This window comes from Clavibacter michiganensis (assembly GCF_021216655.1).
GTDB lineage: Bacteria > Actinomycetota > Actinomycetes > Actinomycetales > Microbacteriaceae > Clavibacter > Clavibacter michiganensis.
Window position 1 is genome coordinate 2706074 of sequence record NZ_CP080437.1, and the last position, 12709, is coordinate 2718782.

Here is a 12709-nt window from a genome sequence, read left to right on the forward strand (position 1 = left end):
TTCCCGGCGGGGCGTTCGTCACGCTTCTCGTGGGCGATCCTCGTCCGGCCGCCGGGCCGGACGGGCCGGGTCGGGGCGCCTCCGTGGCGCCCCGACCCGCCCGCTGCCGCTAGTTCGCGGCGCTCGTGGTGATGCTGCCGTTGATGCCGGCCGGGTAGAACCCGCCGCGGTTCACGGCCTTGCTGTTCAGGTACACGATGTTGAGCACCTGGCCGGTCGTGCGGCTGAACGCGATGCTGTTCGCATCCGTGGGCACGAGGTTCGCCCCGCCGGCGACCGTGATGCCCTGGTCGAGGTCGGTGCGCCCGTCGAGCGAGTCGCGCGCGTTCGAGATGGCGTTGGCGGGTGCCGCCAGGCCGCGGGCGAACAGCTGCGAGCGGATGATGCCCGCGTGGTACGCCTCGACCGCGAGGATGCCGGCGGCGGCCTCGAGGTAGGTCTTGTTCGTGATGAGCGGCGCGGCGCCCTTGTACGCGGTCACTCCGACGTCCTCGAAGATGAAGGAGGCCAGCAGGAAGTTCTCCTGGTTGGCGAACGCGTCGAACGTCTGGGTGCCGCTGATGAGGCCGGCGGCGCGGGCCGCGGCCGTGAAGGCGGCGTCCAGGTCGATCGCGGGACGCGCGACCCGCGCGGAGCCGAGGGCGGCGCGCAGGAACTTGACGTGCGCCTTCTCGTCCTGCGCGATCTCGTACGCGTACTGGCGGATCGCGTAGTCCTGGAACTGGACCGCGCGGCCGCCGGTCACGGCGCCCAGGGTGCCGACGCCCGTGGTGTCGTTCGGGACGAGGCCGTTGCCGGTCACGGCGCGGAGGTAGAACTCGGCCTCGAGGTACTCGAGGTTGAGCGCGAAGTTGAGGACGGCGGCGTCCGTGACGGCTCCTGCGTCGGCCTCCGCCTGCGCGTCGGCGGCCTGGGCTCCGGTCGCGGGGATGAGGGCCGCGGCGCCGACGCCGAGACCCGCGACGCCCGCGGCGCTGAAGAAACGACGGCGATCCAGGGGCGACTGCGCGCTCCGGTCGATGGCCTGGCTGATGAACTTCTTGTCGAACATGGCACGCTCCGAGGAGGTCGGCGGTGCGCATGGCTCGTCCATGGGCATCCGCGTGGCTCACGATCCGCCCGAATCCCCATCGTGCGCAATGCCTTAGCGCCCCCATCCTGCTGGGATCCGGTCCCGGGCTACCGGTATGCGGGCCAGGCCCCGCGTCCGGGGGTGGCGCCCGGCAGCACGACGGCGGGGCGCCCGTGGGCACCCCGCCGTCGTCCGGTGTCGCGACTAGCTGCGGAAGCGGTCGACCCAGCCGGCGATCGGCCGCTGCTGCTCGCCCTGCTGCGCGGCGAGGATCACGAGCACCGCCGTGAGCGCGGGGATCGCCCACTGCAGCGCCTTCTGCTGCTTCTGCGCGCTGGCCAGCTCGTCCGAGGTGCCGGCGCCGGGCTCGGTCGTGCCCGCGGCGCCCTCGTCGGCGTGCTTCGCCATGCGCGCGCCGACGAGCGCGGAGTACAGCGTCACACCGGCTGCGCCGAGCGTCAGCACGGTCTTGGCCTTCGTGTTCGTGCGCGCCTCGCCCTGGAACTTCAGGCGGTCCTTGTTGGCGGCGATGAGACCGAGCCCGCCGATGGCGTGCGCGCCGAGGGCGGCGAGCTGCACGGGCGCCCAGCGGGCCCACCCGATGGACGCCAGGCGCACGCGCTCCTGCGGCTGCTTCGCCTTCGCGGCCGCGCCGTTGAGGCCGACGGCGCCCATGAGGGAGCCGCCGAACCAGGCCGCGAGGCCGAGGTCGTGCATGCTCCTGATGACGGTGTTGCGTTCTGACATGGTGCTTCTCCCGGTCGTCGTCGTGGCCGCCCGCCGGGCGACCGCTGTCTGTGAGCTGGACGCTACGCCCGGGATCGCGCAGTGTGTCGGCGGGCGGCGGATGCTCAGCCGGAGGGGGCGGGATGCTTCGCCAGGAGGACCTCGCCCCGCCCGTGACGACGACGAGGGCGCGACCCGGCCATGGCCGGATCGCGCCCTCGTCGTCGCGCGCGGATCGCGCCTCAGGCTCGGTGGATCCGCACCGTGATCACCTGGAACGCCCGCAGCACGAGCCGCACGCCGCGGCCGTCGGCCTCGGGCTCGAACGCGATCGACCGCGGGAAGCCCGCGCCGAGCGGCCGCTCGAGCACGTCGACCTCGGTGAAGCGGTCGGCGGCGAGGTGCGCCTCGAGCCGGGTCGCGGCGCGCGCGCCCGTGGACTCGTAGAGCCGCACGATCACGTCGCCCGAGCCGTCGTCGGCGAGCTTGAGCGCCTCGATCCGCACCGTGCCGCCGTGCACCGAGACGAGGCCCGCGGCGGTGGGCAGCGAGGACGGGACGACCGCGTCGGACGCGGGAGCGGATCCGACGGCGGCGGGTGCCACCTCGGTCGCGTCGCCGGGCCGCACCACGCGCACGGGCAGGTTCTGCTCGAGCCCCGCGTCCACCGCGCCCTCGATACCGACGCCCGGGACGAGCGCGTACTCGAAGCGGTGGTGGCCGATGTCCTGCACGGGGTCGGGGGAGCGGGCCGCGCGGACCAGGCTGATCCGCAGCTCGGTCTCCACCTCGCCCGTCACTCCCACCGAGCGCGTGATGTCGTGCCCGTAGCTGCCCGCGTTGGTGAGCGCGACGCCGTAGCCGGGCTCCTCCACGTGCACGAAGCGGTGCGCCATGACCTCGAAGCGCGCCTCGTCCCACGACGTGTTCGTGTGCGTGGGGCGGCGGACGTGCCCGAACTGGATCTCCGCGCTGTGGTGCTGCGCGTGGATCGTGAGCGGGAAGGTCACCTTGAGGAGCTTCTCGTCCTCGAGCCAGTCGAGGTCGGCGGTCGCGTGGATCCGGGCGTCGTCGGCGTGCAGCGACACCCGCTGCACGACGCGCGAGCGCCCGAACTGGCGGACGATCTCGACGGTCGCGCGGAGAGCCGAGTCCTCGACGAGCTCGACCGAGGCCGCCTCGACGAGGTCGGTGCGGCTCGCGCGGTAGTGCGCGTCGACGTCCCAGGCGTCCCACGCCGTGGGGATGTCCTCGTGCAGCTGGAGCAGGTTCGCGGCGCGGCCGGCGGGCACGAGCTCGCGGTCGGCATGCCGCAGGTCGGCGATCGAGGTGATGAGGCCGCGGGCGTCGAGCGTGACGCGCAGCAGGCCGTTGTCGAGGACGGTGCCGCCGTCGGCGCGCGTCGTGACGACCGGCGCGACGGGCTCCACCGCGACGAGCGGCGCGATCCCGCTGCCCGGCACCGCGACGAGCGCGAGCGCGGATCCGTCCGCCGCCTCCACGAGCGCGGTACGCGCGTGGCCGGTCGAGTTCACCGCGAACGCGCCGGATCCGTCGCCCTCGCCGTCCGTGACGGCCTGCGCCGTGACGCGCGCGATGGCGTCGGCCACGAGCGCGTCGAGCTCGGCGAGGCTGCGCGCGTAGTCCTCCTCGTTCTCCCGGTGCACCCACGTGATGGAGGAGCCCGGGAGGATATCGTGGAACTGCTGCAGCAGCGTCTGCTTCCAGAGCCGGTCGAGCGCCTCGTACGGGTAGTCGGCGCCCGTGCGGACGGCCGCGATGGTCCACCACAGCTCGGCCTCGCGCAGGCGGTGCTCGGCCTGGCGGTTGCCGCGCTTCTCGCGGGCGTGCGAGGTGAACGTGCCGCGGTGCAGCTCGAGGTACAGCTCGCCGACCCACACGGGCGCGTCCGGGTACTCGGCCTCGGCCTTGCGGAAGAACTCGTCCGGGTGCTCGACGATGACCTTCGGCGACCCCTCGAGGTCGGCCGTGCGGCGCTGGCGCTCCATCATGTCGCGCGTGGGCCCGCCGCCGCCGTCGCCGTAGCCGAAGGGCGCGAGCGACATCGTGGCGCGGCCCTTCTCCCGGAACTGCCGCACGGCGTGATGCGTCTCCTCTGCCTCGAGCGTGGAGTTGTAGGTGTCGATGGGCGGGAAGTGCGTGAAGATCCGCGACCCGTCGATGCCCTCCCAGAAGAAGGTGTGGTGCGGGAACGTGTTGGTCTGGTTCCACGAGAGCTTCTGCGTGAGGAACCAGTCGAGCCCGGCCAGCTTCGCGATCTGCGGGAACGACGCCGTGTAGCCGAACGAGTCGGGCAGCCACACGCCGTGGGTCTCGACGCCGAGCTCCTCCTGGAAGAAGCGCATGCCGTGGGTCAGCTGGCGGATCATCGCCTCGCCGCCCGGCAGGTTGCCGTCGGGCTCGATCCACATGGATCCGACCGGGTACCAGGTGCCGTCCGCGATGGCCTGCTTGATGCCCTCGAACACCGTCGGGTAGTTCTCCTTCACCCACACGTACTGCTGCGCCTGCGAGCACGCGAAGCGGAAGTCGGGGTACTGCTCGGCGAGCCGCAGCACGTTGGAGAAGGTGCGCGCGGTCTTGCGCTTCGTCTCGCGGATGGGCCAGAGCCAGGCGCTGTCGATGTGGGCGTGGCCGACGCCGCTCAGCGTGTGCGCGCTCGGCACGGCGGGACGGGAGAGCACGTCCGCGAGCTCGGCACGGGCGGCCGCGGCGGTGCCGACGATGTCGTCCATCGCGAGCACGTCGAGCGCGCGTTCGATCGCGCGCAGCACCTCGTGGCGGCGCGGCTCGGTCTCGGGCAGCTCCATCAGCAGCTGGTACAGCACCTCGACGTCGAAGCGCAGCGCCCACACCTCGGGCTCGAACACGGCGAGCTCGGCCTGGCGGAAGCGGTAGATGGGCTCGGCGGGCGCGGTGGCCTTGTCGCCGTAGGGCGTGGGCACGAACTCGTTGACGAGGATGTCCGGGTTGCCCGCCGCCTCCACGAGGAAGCGCACCTGCTCGCCGCCCGCGGCCTCGTCGGCGAGGCGCACGTAGGTGTTGCGCGGGTGGATCCCCTTGACCGGCACGCCGTCCATGGTGTGCACGAGGCACTCGGCCTGGTTGCCCGGCCAGTCGCCGATGAAGCCGGGGTCGATGAGCAGCTCGACCGTGCGGCCGGCCCACTCCGCGGGCACCTCACCCGTGACCTCGAACCACCACGTGGACCACGCGCGGCCCCACGGCTCGCCGATCGCGAACGGCGCGTACTCCTGCCGCATCGCCTCGGCGACGGGCACGGGCTCGTCCGGCGCCATCCACGCGCGGAGGGTCACGGGCGTCTTCGACGAGTACACGGCGGGGGTGATCCGCTCATCGAGAGCGCGGAGGATCCGCTCCTGGACGAGCTTCTGGTTCTGGTGCATGGGGGTCCTTCGGGAGGTCGGGATGCAGGCAGTCGGGTGGGCGCGGCGGGTGCGGCCGGCGCGTCAGCGGAGGTAGGAGAGCGCCGGGAACGCGTGCATCGCGTCCTCCAGCAGGGAGCGCGCGACCGTGACGGAGTCGACGAGCGGGTGGTGCGCGAGCGCGCGGACGGCCGCGGCGCGGGATCCGCCGAGGCCGGCCTCGATGGTCTGCCGCTCCACGTACTTCGCGTTGGTCACGAGGCCCACGCCGAAGTCGGGCAGCTCGGTGCCCGCGACCGGATGCGCGCCGGAGGCGTCGACGACGCACGGCACCTCGACCACGGCGTCCGCGTCGAGCGCCGCGAGCGTGCCGCGGTTGCGCACGTTGAGGATCAGGCGGGCGCTCTGGTCGTACGCGATGCCGCGCATGAGCGCGATCGCGACGTCCTCGTAGCCGCCCGAGACGAGGTCGTCCTCGTCGCGGTCGCCCATGCCGGCCGACTGCCGGTTCGTGGCCATGTAGGTGGTCTCGCGGTCGAGGCGCGTGCGCTCCCACAGCGCGAGCGCGGACACGTCGTGCCGGTGCTCGAGCTGCTCGTAGAACCGGCCCTGCTGCTCCACGAGGAACGCGCCCCGGGTCTGCGCGGCGAGCTGGTCGGCGTGCCGGACCTCGCGCCGGAAGTAGTAGTAGTGCAGGTACTCGTTCGGCACGGCGCCGAGCTCGGTGACCCACTCGGCGCCGAAGAGCCGGCCCTCCTCGAACGTGCCGATGAGGTCGGGGCGCGCCATGAGGTCCGGCAGCACGTCGCGGCCGTCGACGCGGAGGCCGCGCAGCCAGCCGAGGTGGTTGAGCCCCGCGTAGTCGATGACCACGTCGTCGCCCTGCACGCCGAGCGCGCCCAGGACGCGGCGGGCGAGGCCGATGGGGGAGTCGCAGATCCCGATGACGCGGTCGCCGAGCACGCGCGACATGGCCTCGGTGACGACGCCCGCCGGGTTCGTGAAGTTGATGACCCAGGCGTCGGGGGCCTGCACGCGGATCCGCTCGGCCAGGTCCATGACGACCGGCAGCGTCCGCAGCGCGTACGAGATGCCGCCGTAGCCGACGGTCTCCTGCCCGATGACGCCGTGCGCCATGCCGAGCCGCTCGTCGCACGAGCGCCCGGCCATGCCGCCCACGCGGATCGCCGAGAACACGAACGCGGCGCCCGCGAGCGCCTCGTCGAGGTCGGTGTGCAGCGTGATCACGGGGGCGTCCGCGTAGGCCGCCGCCTGCTCGGCGAGCACGCGCGCGACGGCCGTCAGGCGCACCTCGTCGGTGTCGTAGAGGGCCACGTGGTCGACGCGGCCGGCCTCGTGGTCGCGCAGCAGCGCCGAGTAGACGAGCGGGACGCGGAAGCCGCCCCCGCCCAGGATCGTGAGCCTCATGCGACGGTCACCGACACTCCCTTGTCCGCGAGGCACTGCGACACCCGCTCGTGCGGGGCGGCCTCGGTGATCAGCTGCGTCAACGACGCGGTGGGGGCGACACGGCCGGCGCCGGTGCCCGGGAACTTGGAGGAGTCGGCGAGCACCGTGACCCGGTCGCTCATCTCGGCCATGGCGCGCTTGATGGGCACCTGGGCCATCGTCGTGTCGCGCAGGTCGCCGTTGTCGGCGATGCCGCTCACGCCCACGAACGCGTGGTCGGCGTGCAGCATCCGCAGGCTCTCGGCGGTGAGCGGGCCGGACACCGAGCGGTAGACCGGATCCCAGTCGCCCGGCAGCAGGATGAGCCGCACCGACCGGTCGTCGCGCAGCACGTCGAACGCGGCGACGTTCGCGGTGATCACCGTGACGGCCCGCCCGCGCAGCTGCTCGGCGAGGTGCAGCGTGGTGGTGCCGATGTCGAGCACGACCGACTGGCCGTCCTGGATCTGCGACGCCGCGGTCCGCGCGATGCGCTCCTTGGCCTCGCGGTTGACCTGCTCGACCTCGGCGAAGGGCGCGTCGACCTCGACGAGCACGGCCCCGCCGTGGGTGCGCCGGAGCGCGCCCTGCTCGTCGAGGCGGGCCAGATCGCGGCGGATGGTCGCGTCGCTCGTGCCGGCGGCCTCGGCGAGCTCGGCGACCGTGGCGCTGCGGGTGGCGCGCAACCGGTCGAGGATCACGAACTCTCGGGCGTCTCTCATGATGTGAACATTAGCGCGCAGGATCAGTCAGAAACAATCTCGTAATGAACAAGGTCTTCCATCCTTGTGCTCACATGGGCTAGAAACGTCACTACCGGTCGGCGGGCACCCGTCGACCTCGTCCCGCTGGCAGCGTCGCCGTCGGCGGACCCGCACCGCTCGCCGCCGAGGCGGCGTCGCGGCCCACCCGAAGGATCGAGGTCCCCGTGCCCGCAGCCACGCGTACCGACCAGGCTCCCGCCGACCGGGCCCCCGCCGGGCTGCTCGTCGTCGGACAGCTCTTCGCGGACGTCGTGTTCGGCGAGCTGGCGGGCGGACCGCGGCCGGGCCACGAGATCTGGACGTCGTCCTTCGGGCACGGCCCCGGCGGCATCGCGAACTTCGCGGTCGCCGGCGCGCGCCTCGGGGTGCCGACCGCCATCGCGGCGGCCGTGGGCACGGATCCCTTCTCCCTCCTCGTGCGCGCCGCGCTCGCCGCCGAGGGCGTGACGCTCGACCACCTCGTGACCCTCGACGACTGGGCGCTGCCCGTCACCGCGTCGCTGAGCTACGACGACGACCGCGCGCTCGTCACGGGCGGCGTGCCCTGCCCGCTCGATTCCGACGAGCTGGTGCCGGGGGAGGTGCCGGCCGCCGCCGCGGCGCTCGTGCACCTGGATCCGCACCGCAGCTCCTGGATCGGGCGTGCCGCCGCCGCGGGCACCGACGTCTACGCCGACGTCGGCTGGGACCCGTCCGAGCGCTGGGACCCCGCCATCCTCGACCAGCTCGACGACTGCCACGCCTTCATCCCCAACGAGCTCGAGGCCGCCGCGTACACGGGCGCCGGCTCGGCCGTGCAGGCCGCCCGGGCGCTCGCCGCGCGCGTGCCGCTCAGCGTCGTGACGTCCGGATCCCGCGGCGTCGTCGCCGTCGACGCGGCCCGCGGCGAGGAGGTCGTGCGGCCCCCGCTCGCCGTCCGCGCGATCGACGCGACCGGCGCGGGCGACGTGTTCGGCGCCGCGCTCGCCGCGTCGGCCCGGCCGCAGTGGACGCTGACCCAGCGCATCGACTTCGCCTGCCTCGTCGCGGGGATCACGGTCACCCGCCCCGGCGGCGCCTCCGGGGCCCCGCGGCTCGACGAGCTCGTGCCCTGGCTGCGCGCGCATCCCGAGGCCGCCGAGCCCGGCCGCTACGACTACCTCGCCGACGCCCTCGACCATCCCGACGGCGCCCGCCTCCTCGCCTGACGCGGGCCGCCCCGCGCGGCCCACCCTCCGACACCCGCTCCCGACACACTCATCCCCACCGAATCGAGAACCACCATGTCCCTGTCCCCCACCCGCCGCTCCCGCGCCCGGCGCATCGTCGTCGGCGTCGCGACCCTCGCGCTCCTCGCGCCGGTCCTCGCCTCCTGCTCGTCGTCGTCGGGATCCTCGGCGGGCGGCCAGCTCGACCTCTGGATCTGGCCGGACGGCCTCAGCCAGACGGTGCTCGACAAGGTCCCGGCGGAGGTGCCCGGCACGACGCTCAACGTGTCCACCATCGGCGGCGACTTCAAGCAGAAGCTCGTCACCACGTTCACGGGCCGCTCGGGCCTGCCGTCCATCACGGGCGTCAAGGGCGAGGACATGCCCTACTTCCTCAGCGAGGACGGTCTCTTCGAGAACCTGGACGACCTCGGCGCGAAGGACGTCACCGACCAGTACCCGGCGTGGAAGCTGAAGGAGGCGACCACGAAGGACGGCCAGCTCATCGGCCTCCCCATCGACATCGGACCCACCGCCCTCTACTACCGGGCGGACGTCTTCGCGAAGGCCGGCCTGCCGAGCGAGCCCGCCGACGTCGCCGCGGCGACCGCCACGTGGGACGACTACTTCGCGTTCGGCAAGAAGCTCAAGGCGGCGACCGGCGGCGCGATCTTCGTGGACGCGTCGGACGTGTTCACCAAGTCGCTCGGCCAGGGCACCACCCGCTTCGTCGACGAGGACGGTGACTTCACGGGCGACAGCGACACCGTCAAGGCCGCGTGGGACCGCGCCGTGCTCGCCTGGAAGGACGGCCTCACCGCGAACGTCACCGACGGCAGCCCGGACTGGGCATCGGCCATCAGCAACGGATCACTCCCCGCGCTCCTCGGCGCCTCCTGGTACCAGGCCGACCTCAAGAGCGCGACCGCGGACACCTCGGGCGACTGGCGCGTGGCGCCCATGCCCGGCGGACCCGCGAACATCGGCGGCTCGTTCCTCTCCATCCCCTCGGGCACCAAGGACCCGCAGGCAGCCTTCGCCGTGATCAAGGACGTGCTCAGCGAGGACAACCAGGTCACCGCGTACGCCGACAAGGGCATCTTCCCGTCGGCCACCGCCGCCTACGACTCCCCGGAGCTGCAGAAGGGCGACGACTTCTTCGGCGGCCAGTCGACCGTCGGGATCTTCGCCGACGCCGCCGCCAAGATGCCCACCGCCTACACGAGCCCGTACGACAACCAGGTGCAGGCCGCGTTCGTCACCGAGCTGCAGAACGTGACCTCGCTCGGCAAGGACCCGGACCAGGCCTGGACCGACGCCGTCGCCGCCGGCGAGGCCGCCCTGAAGACCGCGAAGCAGTGATCCCCGTCGCCGTCCGCCCGGGAGGGCGCCCGCCCGCGCCCTCCCGGGCGGGCGCGGGGACCCGCGGGCTCCGCCGCACGTGGCCGTACTACGTCGCCATCGCGCCGTTCTTCGTGCTGTTCGCGATCTTCGGCCTCTTCCCGGCGCTCTACTCGCTCGTGCTCTCGTTCCAGGACTGGAACGGGCTCGGCACGGCCAAGTGGGTGGGCCTCGCGAACTTCCAGGCGCTCGCGGCCGACGGCACGTTCTGGCTGTCGATCAAGAACACGCTCGTCATCTTCGCGCTGTCGACGTTCCCGATGATGGCGATCGCGGTGGTCGTCGCGGCCATGCTCAACTCGGCGAAGCGGCTCAGCACCTTCTACAAGATCAGCTACTTCGTACCGAACGTCACGAGCGTCGTCGCGATGGCGGTGCTCTTCGGATCCATCTTCGGCGACAGCTTCGGGCTCGTGAACGCGGGGCTCCGCGCGATCGGCCTCGACGGGGTGGCGTGGCTCTCGACGCCGTGGGCGATCCAGGTGACCATCGCGATCCTCATCACGTACCAGTGGACCGGGTACAACGCGATAATCTTCCTCGCGGGCATGCAGGCCATCGGCACCGAGGTCTACGAGGCAGCCAAGCTCGACGGCGCGGGCGCCATCCGCACCTTCTGGTCGGTGACGCTGCCGCTGCTGCGCCCCACGATCCTGTTCGTGCTGGTGGTCTCGACCATCACGGGCCTGCAGAGCTTCACCGAGGCGCAGGTGCTCACGGCCTCCTCCAGCACGACGAACCCGAACTCGGGCGGCGCGGGCCAGGCCGGCCTCACGACCGTCCTGTACTTCTACCAGCAGGCCTTCAACTACAACCGCTTCGGCTACGGCGCCGCCATCGCGTGGGGCGTGTTCCTGCTCGTGGTGATCTTCTCCATCATCAGCTTCCGGCTCGGGTCGGAGAAGAAGGAGAAGGTCGTGCGGGCGCCCGGCACGAGGAAGGGGCACCGCGCATGAGCGCCACCGTCCACGCCGCGGGATCCGCCGCGGCCCGGGTCGCCGACCAGGCGTCCGGGCGTCCGCGCGCGGAGCGCACCGGCCGGCCCGCGGGCCGGCGCCAGCTGCCGCCCGGCCGGGTGATCCTGCACGGGATCCTGTTCGCGGGATCCATCGTCAGCCTCTTCCCGCTGTACTGGCTCGTCGTGATGGCGAGCAACACCACGAGCGACATCTACAAGTCGCCGCCCGTGCTCGTGCCGGGGCCGTACCTGTGGGACAACATCCAGGCCGTGTTCCGCACGATCGACTTCGGCGGATCGCTCATGAACACGGTGATCGTGGCCGTGTCCGTCACGGTGCTCGTGCTGTTCTTCGACTCGATCGCCGCGTTCACGTTCGCGAAGTACGAGTTCCCCGGCCGCCGCGCGCTGTTCGCGCTGCTGCTCGTGACGTTCATGCTGCCGGCGCAGCTGTCGGTGATCCCGCAGTTCGTCACGATGATCAACCTCGGCTGGGTCGGCCAGCTGCAGGCGCTCATCGTGCCGGCGGCGGCGAACGCGTTCGGCATCTTCTGGCTGCGGCAGTTCATCATCTCGAGCGTGCCGGACGAGCTCATCGACGCGGCCCGCATCGACGGCGCCGGGTTCTTCCGGCAGTACATCACGGTGTGCCTGCCGCTCATCCGGCCGGGCCTCGGGTTCCTCGGGATCTTCACGTTCATCGCCGCGTGGAACGACTACCTCTGGCCGCTCATCGTGCTGAACGACCCGGGCACGCTGACGCTGCAGGTGGCGATGAGCCAGCTGAACAGCGCCCACGGCAAGGACTACGGCATGGTCATGGCGGGCGCGCTGCTCGCGGTGATCCCGCTCATCGTGGTGTTCCTCATCGGCGCGAAGCAGTTCATCGGCGACATCGCGAAGGGCGCGCTGAAGTGACGGCGGCGTCGACGCGGCCGCCGCGGATCGTGGGCGTGGACGACGCGGCCGCCCTGGGGGTCGCCGCGGCCGACGCGGTGCAGGCGTTCCTCGGCGGGGACCCGGCGGGCGTGCTCGGGGTGGCGACCGGATCCAGCCCCGAGCCGCTCTACGCCGAGCTCGCCCGGCGGCACCGGGAGCGCGGCCTCGTCACCGACGGCCTCTCGCTCGTGGCGCTCGACGAGTACGTGGGGCTCCCGGTCGGGCACCCGCAGTCGTACCTCGCGTTCGTGCTCGCGCGCATCGCCGAGCCCCTGGGCGTGCCGAGCGCGCGCGTGATCGTGCCCGACGGCACGGCGGCCGACCCGCGCGAGGCGGCGCACGAGCACGAGCGGCGGATCCGACGGCTCGGCGGCGCGGGCCTGCAGATCGTGGGCATCGGCGCCAACGGGCACCTCGGCTTCAACGAGCCGGGCTCGCCGTTCGACGGGGTCAGCCGCGTGGTGCGCCTCGCGGAGGGCACGCGGCGCGACAACGCGCGGTACTTCGGCGGGGATCCCCGCCGCGTGCCGACGCACGCCATCACGCAGGGCATCGCGACGATCATGTCGGCCGGGCGGATCCTGCTGGTCGCCTCGGGCGCGCGGAAGGCCGACGCGCTCGCGGCGGCGCTCGTCGGGCCGGTCACGGAGGACGTGCCCGCCTCGATCCTGCAGCGGCACCCTCGCGTGACCGTCGTCGCCGACCGGGCCGCGCTCGCCGGGCTCGTGGCGCTCGCCTGACCCGCACCGCACCGCACCGGCCGATCAGCACCTGCCGCCCCCGCGCCTCGGCGCACCGACCTGCAC

10 protein-coding genes are annotated in these 12709 nt (G+C 72.6%); 5 read left to right on the top strand and 5 right to left on the bottom strand.

What is annotated here, in order from left to right; genetic code table 11:
- Positions 1-109: 109 nt before the first annotated feature.
- The 5 genes from K0V08_RS12785 to K0V08_RS12805 form a co-directional block, all read right to left on the bottom strand.
- Positions 110-1051 (bottom strand): ferritin-like domain-containing protein, encoded by a 942-nt coding sequence (locus tag K0V08_RS12785; RefSeq protein ID WP_079531184.1) that lies wholly within the window; start codon positions 1049-1051, stop codon positions 110-112.
- A 225-nt stretch (positions 1052-1276) separates the two neighbouring features.
- Complete coding sequence (locus K0V08_RS12790; RefSeq protein ID WP_011931566.1) at positions 1277-1819, bottom strand: hypothetical protein; 543 nt, start codon at positions 1817-1819, stop codon at positions 1277-1279.
- Positions 1820-2040: 221 nt separating this feature from the next.
- Positions 2041-5226, bottom strand: a complete 3186-nt coding sequence (locus K0V08_RS12795; RefSeq protein WP_079531186.1) for an alpha-mannosidase — start codon at positions 5224-5226, stop codon at positions 2041-2043.
- Positions 5227-5289: 63 nt separating this feature from the next.
- On the bottom strand, positions 5290-6633 hold the full coding sequence (locus K0V08_RS12800) for a 6-phospho-beta-glucosidase (protein WP_011931568.1): 1344 nt from the start codon (positions 6631-6633) through the stop codon (positions 5290-5292).
- The gene (locus K0V08_RS12805) at positions 6630-7376 is read right to left on the bottom strand and encodes a DeoR/GlpR family DNA-binding transcription regulator (protein ID WP_174239469.1); all 747 of its coding nucleotides are present in this window, start codon (positions 7374-7376) and stop codon (positions 6630-6632) included. Before K0V08_RS12805 ends, K0V08_RS12800 begins: the two co-directional genes overlap by 4 nt.
- Before the next feature lie 206 nt (positions 7377-7582).
- Between K0V08_RS12805 and K0V08_RS12810 the strand changes: the two genes are divergently transcribed.
- The 5 genes from K0V08_RS12810 (at position 7583) to K0V08_RS12830 (ending at position 12643) form a co-directional block, all read left to right on the top strand.
- The gene (locus K0V08_RS12810; protein WP_079531192.1) at positions 7583-8605 is read left to right on the top strand and encodes a carbohydrate kinase family protein; all 1023 of its coding nucleotides are present in this window, start codon (positions 7583-7585) and stop codon (positions 8603-8605) included.
- Between the two features lie 75 nt (positions 8606-8680).
- On the top strand, positions 8681-9967 hold the full coding sequence (locus K0V08_RS12815; protein WP_011931571.1) for an ABC transporter substrate-binding protein: 1287 nt from the start codon (positions 8681-8683) through the stop codon (positions 9965-9967).
- The gene (locus K0V08_RS12820; protein ID WP_011931572.1) at positions 9964-10962 is read left to right on the top strand and encodes a carbohydrate ABC transporter permease; all 999 of its coding nucleotides are present in this window, start codon (positions 9964-9966) and stop codon (positions 10960-10962) included. Before K0V08_RS12815 ends, K0V08_RS12820 begins: the two co-directional genes overlap by 4 nt.
- The gene (locus K0V08_RS12825; RefSeq protein ID WP_086503468.1) at positions 10959-11882 is read left to right on the top strand and encodes a carbohydrate ABC transporter permease; all 924 of its coding nucleotides are present in this window, start codon (positions 10959-10961) and stop codon (positions 11880-11882) included. Before K0V08_RS12820 ends, K0V08_RS12825 begins: the two co-directional genes overlap by 4 nt.
- Entirely contained in the window at positions 11879-12643 is a 765-nt protein-coding gene (locus K0V08_RS12830; protein WP_079531195.1) for a glucosamine-6-phosphate deaminase, read from the top strand. The genes K0V08_RS12825 and K0V08_RS12830 overlap by 4 nt, the downstream gene beginning before the upstream one ends.
- Positions 12644-12709 lie beyond the last annotated feature (66 nt).